Source organism: Nostoc sp. (genome assembly GCF_036916655.1).
Classification (GTDB): Bacteria; Cyanobacteriota; Cyanobacteriia; order Cyanobacteriales; family Nostocaceae; genus Nostoc.
On record NZ_JBALFY010000015.1, the window covers coordinates 1 to 21193 of the forward strand.

General features: G+C 42.2%; 18 protein-coding genes and 1 pseudogene. 7 read left to right on the plus strand and 12 right to left on the minus strand.

What is annotated here, in order from left to right:
* The 8 genes from V7L31_RS03620 to V7L31_RS03655 all read right to left on the minus strand — a co-directional run.
* On the minus strand, window positions 1-1385 hold a 1385-nt coding region (locus V7L31_RS03620), incomplete at its 3' end, for an FHA domain-containing protein (protein WP_334694987.1).
* A complete protein-coding gene (locus tag V7L31_RS03625) occupies window positions 1382-1585 on the minus strand; it encodes a DUF6760 family protein (protein ID WP_334694988.1) in 204 nt (67 codons plus the stop codon). The genes V7L31_RS03625 and V7L31_RS03620, both read right to left, overlap by 4 nt.
* On the minus strand, window positions 1528-1911 hold the full coding sequence (locus tag V7L31_RS03630) for a phage tail assembly protein (RefSeq protein ID WP_292739585.1): 384 nt from the start codon (window positions 1909-1911) through the stop codon (window positions 1528-1530). Before V7L31_RS03630 ends, V7L31_RS03625 begins: the two co-directional genes overlap by 58 nt.
* 468 nt (window positions 1912-2379) lie before the next feature.
* Window positions 2380-2727, minus strand: coding sequence for a hypothetical protein (locus tag V7L31_RS03635; RefSeq protein WP_334694989.1), 348 nt, complete (start codon window positions 2725-2727; stop codon window positions 2380-2382).
* A gap of 12 nt (window positions 2728-2739) precedes the next feature.
* The gene (locus tag V7L31_RS03640; RefSeq protein WP_179066249.1) at window positions 2740-3234 is read right to left on the minus strand and encodes a phage tail protein; all 495 of its coding nucleotides are present in this window, start codon (window positions 3232-3234) and stop codon (window positions 2740-2742) included.
* 136 nt (window positions 3235-3370) lie between these two features.
* Window positions 3371-3826, minus strand: a complete 456-nt coding sequence (locus V7L31_RS03645; protein ID WP_094331970.1) for a phage tail protein — start codon at window positions 3824-3826, stop codon at window positions 3371-3373.
* 92 nt (window positions 3827-3918) lie between these two features.
* Window positions 3919-5580 (minus strand): phage tail sheath family protein, encoded by a 1662-nt coding sequence (locus V7L31_RS03650; RefSeq protein WP_334694990.1) that lies wholly within the window; start codon window positions 5578-5580, stop codon window positions 3919-3921.
* Between the two features lie 30 nt (window positions 5581-5610).
* Entirely contained in the window at window positions 5611-6450 is an 840-nt protein-coding gene (locus V7L31_RS03655; RefSeq protein ID WP_334694991.1) for a Pvc16 family protein, read from the minus strand.
* Window positions 6451-7052: 602 nt separating this feature from the next.
* On the opposite strand from V7L31_RS03655, the gene V7L31_RS03660 reads away from it, so the two are divergent.
* From V7L31_RS03660 to V7L31_RS03680, 5 genes are read left to right on the plus strand one after another with little or no spacing between them, the layout of a single operon-like run.
* Window positions 7053-8171, plus strand: coding sequence for a sensor histidine kinase (locus V7L31_RS03660; protein ID WP_334694992.1), 1119 nt, complete (start codon window positions 7053-7055; stop codon window positions 8169-8171).
* A gap of 26 nt (window positions 8172-8197) precedes the next feature.
* On the plus strand, window positions 8198-8878 hold the full coding sequence (locus V7L31_RS03665) for a response regulator transcription factor (protein ID WP_334694993.1): 681 nt from the start codon (window positions 8198-8200) through the stop codon (window positions 8876-8878).
* A gap of 43 nt (window positions 8879-8921) precedes the next feature.
* Window positions 8922-11057 (plus strand): substrate-binding domain-containing protein, encoded by a 2136-nt coding sequence (locus tag V7L31_RS03670; protein WP_334694994.1) that lies wholly within the window; start codon window positions 8922-8924, stop codon window positions 11055-11057.
* Window positions 11035-11682 (plus strand): FHA domain-containing protein, encoded by a 648-nt coding sequence (locus V7L31_RS03675; RefSeq protein WP_334694995.1) that lies wholly within the window; start codon window positions 11035-11037, stop codon window positions 11680-11682. The genes V7L31_RS03670 and V7L31_RS03675 overlap by 23 nt, the downstream gene beginning before the upstream one ends.
* A gap of 58 nt (window positions 11683-11740) precedes the next feature.
* Window positions 11741-12793 carry an anthranilate phosphoribosyltransferase family protein gene (locus V7L31_RS03680; protein WP_334694996.1) on the plus strand — a complete coding sequence of 351 codons (1053 nt, stop codon included), beginning with the start codon at window positions 11741-11743 and terminating at the stop codon, window positions 12791-12793.
* A 143-nt stretch (window positions 12794-12936) separates the two neighbouring features.
* Here V7L31_RS03680 and V7L31_RS03685 read toward each other — a convergent pair whose 3' ends face one another.
* Together V7L31_RS03685 and V7L31_RS03690 are read right to left on the minus strand one after the other, a co-directional pair.
* Window positions 12937-14361: an LCP family protein gene (locus V7L31_RS03685; protein WP_334694997.1), complete on the minus strand. Its 1425-nt coding sequence runs from the start codon at window positions 14359-14361 to the stop codon at window positions 12937-12939.
* A 285-nt stretch (window positions 14362-14646) separates the two neighbouring features.
* Window positions 14647-14988, minus strand: a complete 342-nt coding sequence (locus V7L31_RS03690; RefSeq protein ID WP_334695024.1) for a hypothetical protein — start codon at window positions 14986-14988, stop codon at window positions 14647-14649.
* 211 nt (window positions 14989-15199) lie between these two features.
* Between V7L31_RS03690 and V7L31_RS03695 the strand changes: the two genes are divergently transcribed.
* The gene (locus V7L31_RS03695) at window positions 15200-16366 is read left to right on the plus strand and encodes an AI-2E family transporter (RefSeq protein WP_334694998.1); all 1167 of its coding nucleotides are present in this window, start codon (window positions 15200-15202) and stop codon (window positions 16364-16366) included.
* A gap of 21 nt (window positions 16367-16387) precedes the next feature.
* Here V7L31_RS03695 and V7L31_RS03700 read toward each other — a convergent pair.
* Together V7L31_RS03700 and V7L31_RS03705 are read right to left on the minus strand one after the other, a co-directional pair.
* Window positions 16388-17721, minus strand: a pseudogene (locus V7L31_RS03700) (serpin family protein).
* Window positions 17722-18150: 429 nt separating this feature from the next.
* The gene (locus V7L31_RS03705; RefSeq protein WP_334694999.1) at window positions 18151-19746 is read right to left on the minus strand and encodes a S8 family serine peptidase; all 1596 of its coding nucleotides are present in this window, start codon (window positions 19744-19746) and stop codon (window positions 18151-18153) included.
* 198 nt (window positions 19747-19944) lie between these two features.
* Between V7L31_RS03705 and rpe the strand changes: the two genes are divergently transcribed.
* Window positions 19945-20652 carry a ribulose-phosphate 3-epimerase gene (gene rpe, locus V7L31_RS03710; protein ID WP_179066237.1) on the plus strand — a complete coding sequence of 236 codons (708 nt, stop codon included), beginning with the start codon at window positions 19945-19947 and terminating at the stop codon, window positions 20650-20652.
* Window positions 20653-21193: the final 541 nt, after the last annotated feature.

Consider the following 21193-nt stretch of genomic DNA (forward strand, 5'->3'; position numbering starts at 1 on the left):
TCAGAAACTTCGCTGATTGTTTCATTAACAACCGGACTAGGTTCTACTTCGTCAACAGCAGTTGATACTTCAGAAACTTCGCTGATTGTTTCATTGACAACCGGACTAGATTCTACTTCGTGAACATCTGCCCTATCTGCTGTTGTAATTGGCGTATCTAAATCTACTGCTTCATCAGTGATATTTTGTGTAACTTGGCTCAATGTTTCTTGTGGCTCAATATCCGTGTCTTCAGCAACATCTGCACTTTCTACGACTGGCGTATCCAAATCTACTATTTCATCATGAGTAGCCTCTGGAACGGCGCTTTCCTCCTCAGATACTTGATGGAAAATATCGCGCGGCTGTACGAAGGTAACTTCTGCTTCTAGTGCTGCTTCTAATTCTGCGTACTCATCGCTGCTAACTTCTGGAATGGCCCTCTGTGGAGGAACTTCATTGAAAATATCACGCGGCTGTACGAAGGTGACTTCTGCTTCTAGTGCTGCTTCTAATTCTGCATACTCATCGCTGCTAACTTCTGGAATAGGTATATTACGTTGCTGAACGAAAGTAGATTCTGTTGCTAGTGCTGCTTCCAAGTCTACAGCCTCATCGTGGTTAGCTTCTGAAAAGACAATTTCCTCTTCAGGCGTTTCAATGATGTTTTCAGGTGCAGCGATCGCATCATCAGCTAAACTAGAAGAAACTTCTGAAGCTTCACTAATTTCTGGAAGTTCTACCTCTTCAACATCTGCGCTGATTTCTGGTGCAACTAATGTTCGCAAATCCACAATTTCATCACGAACATCGTGTGGAACTTCGCTGGCTGCTTCAGTAGTTTCAATGATGTTTTCAGGCGCGGCTATCTCAACAACTGGGATGAAATCATCACTTTGAGTAGAAACAACTGCTGAGATTTCGCTGGTTTCTGGGGAAGGAGGATTAATTTCAGGGGTTTCTACTTCTTTGACTACCTCTGGGTGTGGATTAACAGCATTGGTAGGGCTGACATTTTCAGGCGATCGCGGCCGAGAAAACAGTGAAGGATCTATAATTCTAAAGACTGTCTCTGGTTGCTCATAAACGGGAGCAACAGCTTCTAAGATCAAAACGTAATCTGCAATCCGAATAATATCTCCATCACTCAAAGAATATGGTCGATCTTTTTCAGCTTGTTTCCCATTAAATATTGAGCCATTTCGACTGCCAAGGTCAGAGAAGTAGTAATTTCCACCTTTAACAAAAAACTTAGCATGTACCCGACTGATATCAGGGCTATCTAGGAGTAAATCAGAATCAGGAGAACGACCTATTAGCCATTCTCCTCTCGCTGGAGTTTCTGTGGTAAGGTCAACTTCATTGACTTCACTTAGATTTGGTGAGTAGCTAACTTTTACTTTCATATTAATTTTTGGTTAATTTTATTGATTTCTGCCACCCAGCGCTGACGGGTAGTATGTTCTAAATTTAAAATATCATCTTGTGACCAGTGGAAATGATAAGCAATAAAAGCTACCTCCTCATATAAAGTATCAGAGGGGTAGCTTACGACTCCCCCGCAAGTTCTAGCTCCACTGAAAATTGAGTATTGCAGTGGGGACATTGTGTCGGAATATGTACATTGCCTTGCTGATTGATTCGATTGTAAAATTCTCGGAGATAGGCAATGTCATGTAAAAGAAGTTCTTCGAGTAAATCAGGACTAACAGAGTTGAAACTGCCTAAACGAGTAATAACCCTTGCAAGCATTACCAAGACACCGTAAGCCGGATTTTCTTGAACTTTGCGCTCTTGTTGCACCAAAATTTCATCTTTGGCGGTGGCTAAACGCATCACCCCATGACGATGTACTCGTTGTTCGCTATCACTCAATCCTCTAGGAAGAGTGAAAGCAAATTCTGTGCAGAGAGTATCCTTTTTACGGCGCATAGGTTATTGAATTTGGGCATTGGGTATTGGGGAGTGCTGAGTTAAGAGTTAAGAGTAAGGAGTTAGGAAGAAATATTATTGTTTCAAGCTTAAAACTCGGAAATTGAGCCTTTTTACTTGAACGTTGAACCTTTGAACTCGGAAGTTGAGCCTTTTTGCTTGAACGTTGAACCTTTGAACTCGAAAGTTGAGCCTTTTTGCTTGAACGTTGAGCCTTTGAACTCGGAAGTTGCACCTTTTTGCTTGAACGTTGAGCCTTTGAACTCGAAAGTTGCACCTTTTTGCTTGAACGTTGAGCCTTTGAACTCGAAAGTTGCACCTTTTTGCTTGAACGTTGAGCCTTTGAACTCAGAAGTTGCACCTTTTTGCTTGAACGTTGAACCTTTGAACTCGGAAGTTGCACCTTTTTGCTTGAACGTTGAGCCTTTGAACTCAGGACTCAGGACTCAGGACTCCCCAATCCCCGACTCAATTATGAAGAACTGCTTCGGGAGAATTTACTGTATCTTCCGGTATGGAAGTTTCGCCTTCCAAGCCATTGATTCGACGGTAAAAATCTTGGAGATAATTTAAATCTTGGGAAAAAAAGTTTTCTACGATTGCCGGGGTTACTTCTGATAAAGCACCCAAGTGGGTAATCACTCGCGCCAAGATAATAATTGTGGCATAAACGGGATTCGCTTTAACGCGGGGGTCACGCAAGGGTGCAATCTCGTCTATCGCCGTTGATAACCGCATTACACCTTTGCGGTGAAGGTTGCCTTCAGAGTCTAGATACCCCTTTGGCAGTGTAAATTCAAACTCTGTGGGAAACATAATTCTCCTATATTATTTCACGCGTTTAAATTCCTCAAAAGCAACCTCCACCTCCTCAATTTCGATGTCATGGCTGCGGGCGTTAACATCGGCAATCTTGTAACTTGCAGGCCAAGCACCAGCTAATTCAAATCTGGCGATTTCTTCATTTGCCTGATTATAAATAGACAAAGCAACAAGTCTACGTTGCTGTGACCAATCACCCTTTTCGACTTTTTCAAACCACTTCCAAAAATCCATAGAGTTAGTAGTACCTCTACGCAAAGTGAGATTACCACTCTTGGAATTGCTAGGAAGCTTAGTTCTCACCACCTGACCTTTTGATTGCCCTTTTTTACCCCAGGTTTGAGAAGTGACTTCACAAATTTCAATTACCTCTTGGGTTCTTTTGAAGCCTTGACACTCCAAAAAGAAACAATTGGCATCATTTTGACCTTCTAGTGTCAGTTCTAAATAGAACCGATGGGCTGTCAGAACTTCTGGAATTCGGCTTGCGGATTGTACCACTGTTAAATAATTCGTAATTCGTAATGACGCTCGCGGACTCGCTACCGCTGCGCTAACGTAATTCGTAATGACGCTTGCGGACTCGCTACCGCTACGCTCTAAGCAAAGCTATGCCGCAGGCTTTACGTAATTACGATTATTTGATTCGTTTAATTCCTTCGTGAACCAATTCAACTGTTTCATTTGCCATATCGCCACCAGAGGCAGTTAAGGTTGGCCCGGTGTATTTACAGGGATAACAATTGACGATGTTCCAGCGTGCTTTTTCAGAGCCTTGTTGGTCGTAAGCAACCACCGAACCAGTCTTACGATTCTGTGCCCACTTCCGAGGGTCGCCCATGTCTTCGTTACAGTCTTGATACCATTTATAAAGGTCTATATCATCTGTGGCGATGACTTTGACTGTAATGTTGGTAAATTTAACAACAGTTGGTGTGGCTTGACGCATTAGTTTAGCGCCCTTAGATGAACCGTGGACTTCTTGCGCTGGTGTATTTTCAACGCCTAGTCCGCTAATTTCTTTGATAAATTTATCAGTAATTCCATCAGCCTCGAAGTAAAACTTACAAGAGGTTAAAAATTCGCCTGCCATACTTTTAGACTCCTTTATGTGTAATTAATTTTGAAATGGGGAATGGGGAAAGACGCGATAAATCGCGTCTCTACAAGAGGAGAATTCTTGGTCTATTCGCTATCTTCAATGCCATTCCATTGGCTGATGCGGAAAACAACAAATTCAGCCGGTCTGACTGGGCAAACTCCGACTTCGATGTATAAACGTCCTAAAATTCTGGTTTCTGGTGGGTTTAATTCTTCGTCGCACTTCACATAAAATGCTTGGGCTGGAGATGCCCCAAATAAAGCACCTTCACGCCAGATGCGTTCTAAGAAATTACTGACGGTGCGGGTTACACGCGCCCATAAATCTTGGTCGTTCGGTTCAAAAACTACCCACTGAGTCCCTAATTCTAGAGATTTTTCAATATAGCTAATTAGCCGACGCACACTGATGTAACGCCACTCTGTTTTATCTGGCTCAACTAGAGTGCGTGCGCCCCAAATGCGGATACCTCGGTTGGGGAAGTTGCGAATGCAATTTATTCCCAAGGGGTTTAATAGTTCTTGTTCGCGGAAGTTTGTGTCATAGCCCAAACCAATTACGCCTCTTGGAACTTCATTTGCAGGGGCTTTGTAAACTCCTCTGGTTTCGTCGGTGCGGGCCCAAACGCCCATCACATGACCGCAAGGAGGTACTAAAATTGGATTACCGCGATCGCGTGGATTGGGTACTTTAATCCAAGGATAATAAAGGGCCGCAAACATCGAACGACGGTTAAATCTATTCAACCACTCCACTACTTGTTGCGGTTTGACGGCATCCGGTGGCGCATCAAGTACAACCATCCGGTTAGGCGGATTGGGAATATCGCCACTGGCAGAACCCTCGCACATACTAATCATCAGTTCGATGATGCCGTGAACTTGATCTAAATTAAGTATCTGCTCTTGATAAGCCCGCATCACATCAGGACAAGCCAGCATTGTGATTTCATCAACTTCAAAGATACCGCGTACCCCGGTGCGATCGTCTCGAACCCCTTCTAAATTTTGCGAAAATCTATCGGGTGTGGCGGCGACAATGGGCGGCGCTAGCTCATATTGACCATTAACAGGGCGACGAGCTAAAGGCTGTCCGCTTTGAGTGATGTCTTCTACAGTCACATACAAGGAATTTCTCAATGCCGCGAGTGCATAAGTCGCTGTTTGACCAGCAGGTTCGCGGTTCATTGTCAAGTTTTCGTATTGCTCTAAAAGTTCATCTCCCCGACGAATTTGGATGGTGAAATATTCGCCTGTATTTGGAGGCGCTTCTCCTTCAGTACCTTCGGGTAGGGCGCGGGGCGAACCATCAATAATAACGAGATTTACTAATCCGCCCGATGCTTGCTCAGGGCGCAAAGTAAAGCGGAGGGCTGGACGATTACCTCTAGAGTTGATTCTGAGGGTAGCCGGTTCTGGAGTTGCGGGTCTGGGTGCGCCTGGTAATTGAGTCCCAATGCTTGTTACCCAGCAACGACCGCCACCATTCATAAAGTAGCCGTAGACTGAAAAGGGTAAATAGGCGTTGAAGTCGGTGAAGCCGTCAGAGTTGGGACGCGCAAAGTAGTTTAAAAATTGTGTCCAAGTGGTTACTAGCATGGGCTTGTATAACTCAGCCCCACCGCGAACGTCTTCTGTAAAGCCGACAAATCCGGCAACTGCTGTGCTAACACCTTCAATTGGTCGGCTACCCCGGTCAATTTCTTCGATGTAGACACCAGGAGCAAAGTAATCAAGTCTAGCCATGAAAGTCTCTCCAAGTCAGTAAAAATCTAATTATTCAGGAGTTAGAAATATTTCTTTGAAAGTATGACTTTGGTTATCTACCAATGCATTGACGTTTTGGGGTAAATAGCCAGGATGATTCAGAGTCAAAACATAATTACCTAAATGAAGGTCTTCAAAGAAGAACAACCCTTCTTTAGTGGTTAATATGGATTTTTCAGTTCCCCTCACAGCTACTTCTGTCGCTACCAGAGGTAAATTTGTCACCGCACTTTTGACAATACCTGCGATCGCAACTCGCCTCGTTAATACTAGACTGTCACTATCGCGAGATAATTGATTTCGCAAATTGAAAATTCGCTCCCAAACCAAAGGTACTGGAGTCGGTTGTGGCTCGAAGGGGATTGTGACTGTTAAATATAAGGCTGAACGCAATGGCACATTGAGAGCGCTCCATAAAGAGCCAATCTCAATTGGCGGCTCTAGGGCAACTGTCATGTTCAAATTACCATAGCCCCGTAATTCAGGAACCAAAAACTCCTCTTCCAAGGTGCGATGGCGCAACAGCACAGTCAAAGCCTCACTAATAAAGTGATGCTCACCTAAAGCTGTTCTATCCCAGGCTGTTAATAGCAGCGAAACATCAAACCAAGCAGGTGCCCAATTTACAGTAGCAGGTTGCAGAGCGCGTGTTAGCTTGCGCTCAACTTGCCTACCAGAATGTTGTACCTGCTTACTCTCACGTATATCAAATATGTATAAATTGAGAGTCGGCCCTGCTCCCTCTTCCCTGCGATTACCAGGATGGCTAAAGTCAATTTGCTCTGTACTGGTAAGCGAGGTTCCTCCAGCTAGAATTTCGGCTAAAGTTTGAAGAACGAAGATAAGCATGAAGGTATTATGCTGGTAGCTAATCCAGATGCCTCTAGAGTATATGTATCAGTCTTCTAAAGTTAATTAGACTTTTGTCGATATTTTGGGATTGGGGAATTGAGCATAGGGCATTGGGCAAAGAATTCTTATAACTCCCCACTCCCTACTCCCCATCTTCTCAAAATGATGATTGAGAAAGCTGGAAAATATTAGCTTTTCCAGAATCCGAAAAGTAGCAACTTCAGTTTGTAGATTAGTCTTGAGTAGTTCTTGATTGGACGCATAACATTTTTTCTTGTGGAGTAGACTGAAAAGCCTACCCTAGAGCGCCAATCCAACTTTCATCGATGAATAAGTTCGTAGTCAGGACTTTAGTCTTTGGTTTGAGCGCTTCAGCACTCTCTACGAACAGATTCATCCAAGTGTTGTAAATAATAGGTACTGTATACCTATATATACTTAGGGAAAGGAAATGCGGTTTTAAATGTAAACTTAATAATTCTTTGTATTAATTAGTTACAAAGATAACTTAACAAAAAAATAAACATTCTTGAGGCTGCATAATTTTATACTGGTCAGCAGAATAGTAAAACATTTGGTTGCAAAAAGCGAGTGAAGCTATGACACTAGGCTTTTCTGTACAAAAACTAGACAATAGCTCTAATTATTTGAATTCCTCAGATATTCAGAGTTTTTGTCAGCTTGAGTCTGAGCAGTTAACTAGTCAATATCCAATTTTTTTCGCTCGGATTGTCTATCACGATTCATTTTCAAAAGCTAATCAGGAGGTGATAAATTATGGTCAAGACCAAGCTCCTTTTCCTCCAAAAGCTTTAGCTTACTTGCGTTCAGAAGCATGGCTCACAGATTTCCCGGCTGCTTTTACTTTACATAAATTTAAACTTAAGGATTTTTCATTCATTTCTTATATTTGCCCCATATCTTATAGAAATCAAAAGCCTGAATACATTCAAATCATTACTCATGAACCTCTCTCATCAAGCTTACAACTATACGTAAAGCGCTCGGCTACACTCATAAGTAAATATGTAGATATTTCCTTGGATTATGGAAGACAAAAAACTGAAATTCAACTTTTAGAAGATATCCTGCATCGAGTAGGACACCAATTGCGTAATTCTCTAGGACTCATCGGATTATATGCACATAATCTCTGCTTGGGTTTAGAGGATAGCCCTTGGCAAGAGCAAGCAACAATAATTGGCGAAAGCATACAAGATTTAGATACTAATTTGAATGAACTGATTGATTGCGGTCAAAGTGCAAAATTAAGGATATCACTTCAAGATTTAAGAAGTTTGGTAGTTGAAAGTATCACAAATCTACAACCACTAATTAATCAGAAAAAACTTAAAATATTAATTCCCAATACATCAACAATACTGAAGATAGATAGATTGCAAATGAAACAAGTTTTTGATAATATCCTCAGTAATGCTGTTCATTTCAGCCCAAATTCAGGAACTATTAGCTGTAGTTGGCAAATTTTTCAAGATGAAGTATTAATTAAAATTTCCGACCAAGGCCCAGGATTGTCTCAAGAGGATTTGCAAAAAGTATTCACCCCATTTTATTCTCGGCGAAAAGGAGGTACAGGACTAGGTTTAACTATTGCTAAAAAAATTATTCTGGATCATCAAGGAAGTATCTGGGCACAAGTTTTGTCAGAAAGTGGGGCGCAGTTTTCTATAATTTTACCTCGACCAAGAAATGGATAAATAATTCGTAACTCGTAATTAAAGATATGACTAATGCTCAGAAAAAACTTTCGGTTTTGCTGGTAGATGACGAAGAAAGGTTTCGTCAAGGGTTGCGTACTCTCCTCAATTTTTATAGTATTAATTCTGCATTACCTGTAGAAGTGATGGGTGACGCGGATTCCGTCGATCAAGTTTTAAAGTTTACAAACCAGAAGTGTCCAGATTTAATTTTGCTGGATATGCAGTTAAAAGGATGTGATGGAATTACAGTTTTGGCACGTCTTAAGGAAACTGCTTATACTGGCAAAGTTTTAGTATTGTCGGCTCATCAAGAAGACGACTGGATTTTTCGAGCGATGCAGGCGGGAGCCGCAGGTTATGTGTTTAAAAATCGTTTAGCCACGCAATTGTGTGAAGCTATTGACACTGTAACTCGGTCAGAAATTTATCTACCTTCAGAAGTTGCTAGTCGATTTTTCCGGTTTTTTCAGGCTTACTCAGATTCTTGTGTGAAAGCATGTCATGAAGTGCATTTAACCGAAAGAGAGCAAGAAGTTTTATACTGGTTAACTCAAGGTGCTTCTAATGAAGAAATCTCTAAACATTTATATGTAACAGTCGCTACTGTTAAGGCGCATCTCACCAGTATTTTTGAAAAATTGAAGGTTACTAGTCGGACTCAAGCGATTGTGGCTGCCCTCAAGTTAGGATTAGTTCACACTTGAGCGCGAGAGAAGTAATCGACGCAATTCACGAAACTCTTTGTATATGCCTTCATTTGAATCTTTTTATCAAGAATACCCCTGCTCGTACAATTCTCCCTTAAATTGCGATCGCCCTTTCCAAACGGCACAGCAAATAAAGGGCGCTAAGTTTTGCTTGGAATGTGGTTTTCCAGCAACTTTACCGCAGGAGGCTGAGATTAAAGGAAATCAGGGGACTTATCAAATAGCTAGTTTTGTGGGTGTACGGGGTTTAGGCCGCTTATACTCAGGTGTTCAACTCAAGGACAAACAACCCGTCATTATCAAAGAATACCTGCTACCCAATCGTTCTTTTAATGAAAGCGAGACTCAAAAGCGCAAAGATACTTTCAAACGAGTGGGTGGAGTAAGTTTAGCCGATAGTCGAATTCAAAATTTCCGTCTGGTGGAAACGAAAGAAGCGATCACAGATGAAAGAGGCGAACGCTGCTATCTTATTACTCAGGGGATAGAATCATCCCAAACTTTAGGTAAGTATCTCATAGAAAAGGGAGCAATGACACCTCATGATGTGCGTGAGATGCTAAATCAAGGTTTACAAACTCTCCAGTTTCTCCATACCCAAAAGCTGCGTTTCCCCTCAAATCAAACACAGTTGGGTATCACTCACGGAAATATCAGTTTAGATAGTACCTTAATTAAGGTAGAAAATAATCAAAATTTTTCTATATATTTTTGTGATTTAGCTATCTGGGAAAACTTATTTATTCCACCAATTATTCCTCAACCCGCTCCCGCCAGACCTGAGCAAGATTTAGAATCATTAGGATTGCTAGCCTTTACTTTGTGGGTAGGGCGGACAACTAATTTGTTATCTAACCAGCCTCTCAACCCTAGAGATAATCAACAATGGCCAGATACCGATAGCCATTTAAAGCAGTTTATTTATCGTTTAATTGGTCTAGAAACTCCTTTCGAGAATGCGGAAGCGGCTCGTCAAGCACTGCTAAAACTTCCTAAAGAAGATCGCGGCAAAAATTCAGTAGGTTCGTCGCCAGCTTCTCAAGAAATCAAAAAGCCTTTACCAATGCCCTTAATTCTGTTAGGAGTTCTCGCTTTATTACTACTTGGCGGCGGAATTTGGTATTGGTTTTGGAGTAGGAAAATAGATAGTCCTAATCAATATATACAATGGTCTAGACTTGTGCGGAATTTCTCAGAAGTTCCCAACGTTCCTTCGGGACAATTTACTTACACAGGAGAAAAAGATAGTACATGGAGCTATGTTTTAACGCAATCTGTAGACAACACTCGTTTAGGAGATTTATTGACCAGACCAAAATCAGATGCAACAGCAACATTTGACTATAAATCTGTCTTATCATCAAACATAAATAATTCGGTTAAAAGTATCGAAGAAGTTCAAACAAACAAAAAAGATTTTGCAATTACAAGTTTAGTAGACAACATCACAGATAAACTTGCGAAAAAACAAGTTGCTTATGATGGTTTACTTGTGTTTGTAGCATTTAATAAAAGAGATTCAAATCTTGCTAACGCTCTTGGAGGCCAAATCAATATTGAGCAATTGCGTCAAATTTACACAGGCAAAATTACCAATTGGCAGCAGATTAATTCTAAACTTCCAAATCTACCTGTGAAAGCTTTCGCCCCAACAGAACCGGAAGCAATCAGTAAATTTCAAGAAATAGTTCTCAAAAACGCTCCTCAAGACGAAGCTTTATTTGCAGCAAAAGTTACTAAACTTGATACCACAAAGACCCAAAATTTGATCCGCAGTGAGACTTTAGAAGGGCGCACCACTGGTATTATTAGTTTTGGGATTATCAGTAAAACTTCGAGTCAGTGTACAGGCTACCCGTTAGCGATCGCAGATAGCAAAAAGTCAGCTATTCAACCTCTGTTTCAAAGACGCGATCGCCGCTCAATAAATCCCTCAGATGACTTATGTCAGCATGATGATTATTATGTTGATGTCACAACTTTCCAAAGCTACCCCCTGGGATACCCTATTTTTGTAGTGTACCCTAAAGACAGCAACCGCCTGCCCGGTGGTTCTACATTTGCTCAGATGCTAACTACTCGTCAGGGTCAGTGTTTACTTACTAAAGTAGGTCTTGTAGCTTTACAACCCATGCCTGATGATATAAATTCCTATGCCTGCAAATCGGTGCCCTAATCCCAGTTGCGAATATTTTAACCGCGCCCTGCCTAACAATGCTAAGGTTTGTCCCTGGTGTTCCACCCCTGTGGGGAATGTAGTTTCCCCTACACCACAACCGCCGCCTATTCAACCACAGCCTAGTCAACCACAGCCCAATCAACAACAACCTAGTCAGTATCAGCGACCTGCAACAGACCAACCTAACTACCAAGTTCCCCAACAACCTCCCGTTGATTATTCAACAGTCTATCAGCCACGGGTTTCTTATCAACCAACACCGCCTGTTTATACCCCTCCGCCTCAAAGAGCGCCTCTCTTAAAACTAGTTCATAGCACAGGAAGAGAATTTAACCTTGTTGGAGAAGGAGGTTATATTGGTCGCCGCAGTCAGAGTCCAGGAATAGCGCCCCCAGAAATTGACTTGACCGGCATTCCCAGTGAAGGAATAGTCTCTCGTCGTCATGCACGAGTCGATTGGGATTGGTCGCAAAACTCATACATGATTGTTGACATGAGTACAAATGGTATTTATTTAAACAACAATCCTCTAACACCTGGAATGCAATATCGCCTGTTGAACGGTGACTCAGTACGATTTGGTCAGGATAACCTAGTCAACTTCACTGTATATATTGTGTAGCAAAAACCTTATTTGATAATTGACCAATGACGACTAATGACCAATGACCAATGACTAAATGAGCAATGTATTTCGGGGATTCCTGCAAAAAGTAGGCGGTGGAAACCACACAGCCGAGAATTTAACTCGTATTGAAGCAGCGGCCGCAACTAAAATGATGTTGTTGGGTGAAGCTACACCAGTCCAAATCGGAGCATTTTTGATTGCTCATCGAATCAAGCGGCCCACAGGGGAAGAATTAGCCGGAATGTTGGATGCTTATGAGGAACTGGGGCCAAAACTGCAACCAATAGCCTCAGACCGACCAGCGATCGCTCTTGGCATACCTTATGATGGCAGAACCCGCACAGCACCAATTAGTCCCGTAACAGCTTTACTACTCGCCGCAGTGGGACAACCAGTAATCATGCACGGTGGCGATCGCTTACCAACGAAGTACGGCTTACCCCTGATAGATATTTGGCAGGGTTTAGGAGTCAATTGGACTACCCTACCACTAACAAAAACCCAGCAGGTATTTGAGCAAACGGGAATCGGCTTTATTTATCTACCTCAGCATTTCCCCTTAACTACAAGTATTTGGGAGTACCGCGACCAACTTGGCAAGCGTCCGCCCTTGGCGACAATGGAGCTAATTTGGTGTCCTTATGATGGTGATGCCCACGTCATTGCAGGGTTTGTCCATCCCCCGACAGAAGGGATGTTTCAGATAGCTCTAGGACTGCGAGGAGTGACAAAATTTACATTAGTCAAAGGATTGGAAGGTAGTTGCGACTTACCGCGCGATCGCACTGCAATTATCAGCTTATCTTCATCCATAGCATCCCAAGAGGTAGAACGATTGCACCTCGTACCGCGCGATTACGGCTTTACTACCAAAAACGTACCCCTTGGAACTACTGAAGAACTGGTGGCAGATATTCAAGAGGTTTTGGCAGGTAAACCAGGTGAATTGATGCAAACAGCCTTGTGGAATGGTGGATTTTATCTATGGCGGAGTGGTATTTGTCCAGATATGTCAAAGGGTTTGGCTAAAGCAGAAGAATTATTAACCAATGGTGTAGTAGCAGCTAAACTCCAAGAACTAAACCAGATAGTAAATTCAGTGTAAATAGGATTTGTGCCAGTGTAAACACAAGGGATTTTAACGAACCACACACAGAGGAGAAATAGAGAGGATTTTGCGTCAATTTTGGGATATTTTTGATTTGAAAGTCTCTAATTCGTAATTAATTACGAATTACGAATTACGAATTATTTCGTCCCCGAATTCTCCAAAATAGATTTTTGTTGCAACCAATCCTGACCCACTTGGATACTGATATCTGAGCCAAGATTCCCAGTACTTTCCACGCGCACTTCGCCAAATCCCAAAGTGTTGCGAATTGATTCGGCACTGTCACCGTCTCCTTGTTGGGCGACAACGTGAGTTACCTCTAGAGGTTCCCCCCATGCCTTGGCAATATAAATGTTGCGATATCCAGATTTTTCTAAGGCTCTAATTAATGGCTGGAGGTTGGAGCGATCGCCACCTGTACTATCTTGAATTGCTATACGCAAAGAACGGGGGCTAGCCGTAGTTCCTAGCTGTTGTTGTTCTGACTCTAACCCAAAATGTTGAGCCATTAATTTCGCAATACCATCTTTGTTAGGTAACCAATAGCTAGCATCAAATTCACCTTTCTCACTAAAGCGACCAGGCAGCATTAACATTTGCATATTAGAGCGATTTGTCCGCACTCCAAAACCCATCAACGCCACTAACTCTTCAACCGTTAAGTTAGTATCAATGTGTTCTTTGACTACATCCAGAACTTTAGGTAATTGAGCAACAGTAGCCGGGTTGAGTGTTTGATCCATCAAAGCTCGGATGACCATTTGCTGCCGCTGAATCCGACCAATATCACCGAGTTCGTCATGGCGAAAACGTAGCAATTGTAATGCTTGATCGCCATTGAGGTGCTGCTTACCCGCCTTCAAATTGATGTATAAATGCTGAGAATCATCTTGGTACTTCATATTTTTGGGGACGTAAACTGTCACGCCACCCAAAGCATCAATCAGCTTGGCAACTCCCAAAACGTTAATTCGGATATAGCGATCAATTCCCGCCCCACCTAAGAGGTTACTGACGGTTCTGGCAGTTAAAGCTGGGCCACCGTCAACATTGGCAGCATTAATTTTTTTCACCCCATACCCCTCTATTTGTGTGCGGGTATCTCTGGGAATGGAGAGCATATTTATTTTTTTCGTCTCTGGATCGAATTTGACCAAGAGCATGACATCAGAAAGACCATCAAAGGAGTTTACTTGGGGCAGGTATTTGAGGTTTTTGGTTTCTGGGGGAGGGTTTTGAATATCTGGGGGAAGTACGCTCATCCCCATCACCAAGAGATTTACTGGGCGAGTTAATTCTGAAAATCGCAGTACCCCTCCAGAAATGCGATCGCCATCAAAAGCCGCCTCATCCTTTGGACTTAGCTGGGCTTGTTGCAAAGGCGTGCTAGTCAAAGATACCGCCAAAAGCGCCCCCGCAGTTGCAGACACCATTGCAATACCACTCATCCCTACCCAAAACCATAACCAACGTCCTGATGTCGAGTTCTGAGAAATCTTTTTATTGGACTTTGAGGCTTTTCCCGACTGGTTTTCTTCCGCCGAACTTCTTTGAATGGTCACAGACTTCCTCACACTTACTCACTAATCAAATTTGGTAAATTGCAGACTAAAAACATCCAAATAAATCAACCCATAATAGCTAACTCTTAATTATCAGTGCTAACTTTTTTAATGTAGTGTCAACCACAACACTTATAGCAGCTTTTATTCTTCTTTTGGGCCAATCTAAAGATGTTTTACTGAAGTATGGCAATAATAAACTGGATTTGACTAGATATATGGACAAATCAACTGTAAATTTTTAGGAAATAAGTAAAAACACTGACAATTTGTCACCCAAAAAAATTAAGATAAATACTTACCAAGCACTCGCTCTGCTAAATTACTAAACCCTGGCAAACGGCCAGATTTGCCCTGCATTAGGCGCAAAATCAACCAGACACTTACTAAAAAGTAACCCGACGTGAGAAAGCTATTCAGGATAAATAGACGTAGCGGAAAATAATCTGAAGTTGCTGCTCCGGTAGTTAATAATAAATAACCCAACAGCCAAGTAAGTGCCAAAGTAATAGACAGACGACTAATAGCAAGTTGTTCCCGACTACCCTGGCCCCGATAGAGAGTCCACAAAGACGGAAAAAAGCCGATAATCGGAACTAAATGTAAAAGCAACTGTGTTTTGGGCATTGGGGATTGGGGATTATTATTCTCCCCCTGCTCCCCTGCTCCCCTGCTCCTCTGCTCCTCTGCTCTCCACTCGCCACTCTCTTTCGGTTCAAAATTATCCATAGGGGTTTGTCTAACTCCTAAACTAGAAGGATGAATAAGACTCATATAGTTAGAGATAATAAGCTGTAAAGAAAAATTTCATTTAGTTCTATTCCGCAATCAGCTCAAAATGCAGACACGTAAGCTACTCGACTGGTGGCAAACATTTACTCCAATAGCGCGAATCGGGGCGATCGCGCTATTCGCTCCGCTGCTGGTTATCAATGGCTGGGCAATTTCGGTATTTTTTAGTTATTTTCATTCTCTCATAGTCATTTTAGTTGGAGCCTCAGTACTAGCTTTTCTGCTCAACTACCCCGTGAGCTGGATGGAGCATCATGGTGCAAGACGAGAGCAAGTTGCTATTTTAGTATTTCTCTTGGCTTTATCGATTTTATTGGCGTTAGGTGTGACACTTTTCCCCCTCGCCCTTACCCAAGCTCAACAGCTAGTGGCTCGTTTGCCAGAGTTGATCGACTCTGGACGCTCTCAGTTAATGATCTTAAACGAAAAAGCTGAGACTTTTAGCTTACCGATTAACCTCGATGCTCTGGTGGTGCAAATCAATGATCGCGTTAAAGGACAATTGCAAGCGATCGCTGGCCAAGTTCTAAATCTAGCTGTACTTACAGTCACTAGTCTGCTAGATATTCTCTTGACGATGGTTTTGACTTTCTATCTTTTACAGCATGGGGGTGAACTCTGGGAAAGTTTAGTCGAATGGCTACCGAATAAATTCCGCGATCCTTTCTCTAAAACAGTCCGCCTCAGCTTCCAAAATTTCTTCATCACCCAGTTGATTTTATCTACCTGCATGGCATCAGCCCTCATTCCTACCTTTTTGTGGCTAAAAGTGCCCTTTGGGTTGCTATTCGGACTAACTATTGGACTGATGGCTCTCGTCCCCTTTGGCGGTTCTGTAGGCATCGCCATGACTACACTATTGGTAGCATTGCAAGATTTCTCAATGGGTGTGAGAGTTTTGATCGCAGCGGTAATTGTACAGCAAATTCTCGAAAACTTGATTGCCCCCCGAATTTTAGGCAGCTTTACTGGTTTAAATCCAGTTTGGATTTTAATTTCGGTCTTGACGGGGGCAAGAATTGGCGGACTATTGGGTGTCATTGTGGCAGTACCCACTGCTGTTGTGATTAAGACTGCTTTAAGCGCCTTGCGTCTTGGTAACGAGACAAACGACAGCGCCACTGGGGAGATAACTGTACCCGTCACAGCAAACGAGTCCCCAAAAACTGACCCTAAAAGCACTTTGAGCATTTCTGAAGCGACATCACCTTAATGAGGCAGAAAGCCTCCTGCCTCATTGCGGATCAATGATGGAACCCATAAACAAAAGACTTCCCGTCTGATTATCTCTGATGGCACAGAAGAAGGGACGATCGACAATCATTCGGAATGGTTCTGGTTCATCTCTCAAAGATGTTGCTACTATTCCCACTGAAGTAGCCGCAGCCGCTTCGGTTCCTTCTTCGTTTACTTCCACAAAAGTTTTGTGTTTAACTTGGCTAATGGCAAAATTTTTCCCCATGCCGGAAAAATTAGCTTTGTTGCTGAAAGCCTCTCCCATGCCTAAAGTTTTCAAAGCATCATTGAGTGTAATATCATATTCTGTTTTGAAGCGGGGTAGGCGGATAAACCCTTTTTGTTTGTTGAACTGAGTCATCCATTTTTCCCAGTTTGCAACATTCAAGTTCTGATAGAAGGTTTGGAGGTTAGAATTCTGTTTGGGCAAAAATATATAAAAACTGAATTTACCATCTTTACCATAAGGTAAACTAACTGCCTGAAATTCTTCGCTTTCATAATATCTATAATCACCCTTCTGCGACATCGTTGGGTGTTGCTTCCGCCTACCAGATGTGATGTAAAAAGGGTATTGGGCAGTTTCTTTTTTGTCAAACTCGTTACTCCAATTTCCTTTAAAATAAAATATATGGCATTTATTAAAAATAAAACCTGATTGGGTTCAATGGTTTCAACTATTTTATTAATTTTACCGTTAGTATTTTCTTTTACCCAGTTATTAATAATATTAGATGCGGCGGCATCTTTAAAGTTTAAATTGCTGACCTTGGCTTGATAGAAATCCTGGGTTCTCTTGATAAAGTCTGGCGCAAAGCTAACATCTTGATTTGCCCAAAGTGAGTTAGCGATCTTCAGTTGCACTTTCGTATCAGAATTATCTAAAAGCTGCTTTAATGCCGCCGCATAAGAAGAGTTGATTTCTGGTAGATTCATCCCCTGTAATTCTAGGGTTTTTGCCATTGCTTGTTGAGTCGAGCCGCTAGCGCCGTTGTAGGTCATAGCAAGAGCGATCGCCACACTCGAAGGTGAGATAAAAATATTATTCCCACCCCGATCATTTTTCAGCACTTCTGAAAACAGTTTGAAGCCAAACTTATTGCTAGACTCAACTATTTTTGTATCAGTGTTGACTGTTTTTTTTTGCAATGGATTTTCTGGTTGAGGCAAACTAGATTGGGCGATGGCACTTTTATTACTATTGACTTGAGAACACCCTAATACACTGAATAGAACAACACTTGCAGCGGCCAAAGCATAACGTCTGCCCAGACTAACACCGTAGCGTCTTTGTAGGAAGTTTTCTTTCGCATCACTATTCTGCCGATTCATTCTGCTACCTCACTTGCCAAAGATTCCCGATCTGTGCTTATGATTGACGCAAAAACTGTGTCAATGATTAACTATTGCATTTGCTTCAATAGAAAAATCTACTGTTACAGTTTTTGTAACAGCAAGTTAGTGGCTCAGAAGAAGTAAACAGAACTTGTGAGAGTTCCTAATTGAGGCGGCTATGCAGATAAGTTATAAAAAATTTTGATTTCTAGGAATTTTTCTATTTACCTGTAAACGTATTGTAAGCTACGTAATCAGAAAATAACCAATTATGCTGGATTTTTATAGATAAAATCACGTTTTTCAGTTGCATGAAATACAGAAATTTCATTGGGACGCACGGCTGTGCGCCCCAATAAGGGATTATGGTTCAAATAAATAAAAAACGCTGTAAGTTTATACAGATAAAAGTTGTGCTACCCTGTTTCAATTGATCGGCACACTCCACCAAGCTAAACTATAGGGTTGAGTCGCTTCATTGAGCTTTTGACGAAACTGGACGCGGATTTTGTAATTGCCAGTAGCAGCAACGGGGCAGAAAATATGTTCTACACTATCAACTTGACTGATTGAGGAGCAAACAGCACCCGCATCTGGATTTTGAGCATCAGCTTTGACTAAGTATAGATCGAGATTATTCAAACCGCGATCGCGAAAATTCTCGCCCACATCATATTGCTGGTTTTTATTTTTATCGTTGAGTTCCACCAATCGATCCCAACTCAGGGTAACAGCAACAAAACTCCCCTGTTTTAGCGGTTTTGCTAATATATAGTCAACAGATGCTCCAACATCAACTGTGCGATAATCCCAACCAATAGCTGGCACCGTAGCTGATGGCTGCCATTGACCAGCACTAAATTGCTGGTAAGCGCGAAATGCATTCAAATGACCCGCTCCCATTTGGGCATCTAAGGGAATCTTGGGATCTTTATAAGCATCAGAATCTAACCAGTTTTGATTTTGTTTATCAATCAGCGTCCTAGTCATTCCCAAACGCAAGCCATCACCACTATCTTGGATTTTGTCTGCTGAATTCAGCAATACAGCTTTCATAACTTGATGATGTCGAGCATCGATGCTCCAGTGGGGTTGTTTTGTCCGAATCTGTCGGTCAGCAAGTTCTTGTAACAGAGCAACTGTAGCCGTAACTTGAGGCGCTGCAAAACTCGTACCCGTAACCTTGTTAAATTTGCCATCTGGATTGAGCAAAGGAATGTTATTTCCAGGAGCAACTAAACCAATAGCACTACGCCCACCAAGATTAAATTCCCTTCCCGCTAGCTTGCCACTAACTCCTTGGTTAGCACTCGCCAGATTAGCCACGTCTACTTTGTTAAAAACCCCTCCTCGGCGGGATGAAAAAGCAACGTTGACTCCGTTAAAATTATCTGTAGGAATAGGAATACCACCTTTACCCTGGTTGCCTGCGATCGCATACAAAACATCATGAACCCGACTAGACCAGTCAACACATAAAGTTAGTAAAGCATTGCCATCTAAAGTAGCCTCCGGTCGAGGATCGCGGCTCAGAGGTTCACCAAAGCTAAAGTTAATAGCACGAACATCGCCACCATTTTGTAATGCTATGTGCTGTGCCGATAAGCACTCTTCTGGCTGACCCATGCTTTTAGTCGAACCCACCGCCGACGAATATAATCGCGCTCCCGGAGCAACTCCTGGCAAAGCTTTACTTTGACTCACCATCACACCAGCCACATTGTAGGCGTGGGGGTCAACACCACTATTAGATTTAGCTGGCCCATTGCGTAAGAACACCGCCGCTAAAGAGATAGCACGGTTTTTAGACACCGCCTTATCCCACCCAAACATTCCCGGTCGCCCAATTTCCACTTGACCAATAGCAATCTTACGACCGGTTAAATTATAAGGAGCTTGGTGTAGCTTCAGAGCATCAATACCGTTAGTTCCTAGTGCAGATTCTAAAGCTGAAGCAATAACAGGCGCACTCAGACAAGAAGCACTTAATCCCCAAATTATCCAGGTTAGTTTTTTAGTCATTAGTTATTTAGTCATTAGTCATTAGTCATTAGTCATTAGTCATTGGGCATGGGTTATTCCCCTTACCTCCTCTGCCCCTCTGTTTTCCCTGCTCCATCATCTCCCCACTCCCCAAAAAAGCCGGGATCAAAATTATGAGTCTTGATCAATGTTTTGTTACAATGCTTACAGACGAGGACGCTTAAAAATCCACTAGCCATGACCCAAAACCTATCTCAAAAGCCCATTGTAATTTCTCCATCTATCCTATCAGCCGATTTTAGTCGTCTGGGTGACGAAATTCGCGCCGTAGATGCAGCTGGAGCGGATTGGATTCATGTTGATGTCATGGACGGTCGTTTTGTACCTAATATTACGATCGGCCCTCTGATTGTGGAGGCGATTCGTCCGGTTACGACCAAGCCTCTGGATGTCCACTTGATGATTGTGGAACCAGAAAAGTATGTAGAGGGATTTGCTAAGGCGGGTGCTGATATTATCTCCGTACACGCAGAGCATAATGCTTCTCCACACCTACACCGCACCTTAGGGCAAATTAAAGAGCTTGGTAAGAAAGCTGGAGTTGTACTTAATCCTGGTACTCCTCTAGAGTTAATTGAATACGTTCTAGATTTGTGCGATTTAGTACTAATTATGAGCGTTAACCCTGGTTTTGGTGGTCAAAGCTTTATCCCTGGTGTGTTACCCAAAATTCGCAAGCTGCGCCAAATATGTGACGAACGTGGTCTTGACCCTTGGATTGAAGTAGATGGGGGACTCAAGGCAAATAATACCTGGCAAGTTTTGGAAGCGGGAGCTAATGCGATCGTCGCCGGTTCAGCTGTATTTAACACTAAGGATTATGCTGAAGCTATTACAGCAATTCGCAACAGCAAGCGTCCTACTCCAGAATTAGCCAAGGTTTAATTCATTTTTGGATTAAACATTCTCCACAAACAATAAGGTGGGCAAATTGCCCACCTTATTTTATAAGAAGAATTCAGAACTCAGGAGTCAGAATGAGCGTATGAATTCTGTATGAGTGGGTAATGAATATTGGTTAAAATCACGTAAGAGGTGGGTGAAAAAAATTAAAATATTCTCGCCTTAAAACTCTATCCCTTTATGGGTAGAGTATTCTGAATTCTGAATTCTGACTCCTGTTTTATTTACACAAAAAAACTGGAAGCTATTCAAGTTTTTAACTTCCAGTAAGTACTATATAAATTGAAAATTTAGAAACTACAGATAATCCAGGTTGGGAGGACTAGGATTACAATAGTCGAAAGAGAAGCGTATAAGATACTAGTTCTACCAGCCACCGAAATAATTTCACCGTAACTTTTCTATTTCCGTTCCTGGTATTGATGTTAAGCGTTTGCTTTAGTTAATAAAGCAACACCAACCACAGGATAGTAAGTTTTATAAGCATTACTCCACCGTTTGCAGTCGGTGAAAGCTATTATAA